The sequence below is a fragment of the Duganella violaceipulchra genome (genome assembly GCF_019166075.1).
Lineage (GTDB): Bacteria > Pseudomonadota > Gammaproteobacteria > Burkholderiales > Burkholderiaceae_D > Rugamonas > Rugamonas violaceipulchra.
Map to the genome: position 1 here is coordinate 1 of NZ_JAHTGR010000248.1, position 251 is coordinate 251.

General features: G+C 65.7%; 1 protein-coding gene. It reads left to right on the forward strand.

Features of this window, described 5'->3' with window-relative positions; all coding sequences use genetic code 11:
* A partial coding sequence (locus KVP70_RS33910; protein WP_217946809.1) for a phosphopantetheine-binding protein occupies nt 1-251 on the forward strand: 251 nt, incomplete at both ends.

Consider the following 251-nt stretch of genomic DNA (forward strand, 5'->3'; position numbering starts at 1 on the left):
TCGACCGCAAGGCGCTGCCGGCGCCGGACAAGAGCGCCGTCGTCAGCCGTGCCTACGAGGCGCCGCAAGGAGAGATTGAAGAGGCGCTCGCGCAGATCTGGCAAGACTTGCTGGGGTTGGCGCGAATCGGGCGCCACGACCACTTCTTCGAGATGGGCGGACACTCGCTGATGGCAGTGCAACTGGTGTCGCGCCTGCGGCAAGTGCTGGATGTCGAAGTTCCCCTGCGCGACCTGTTTGCGCAACCGACG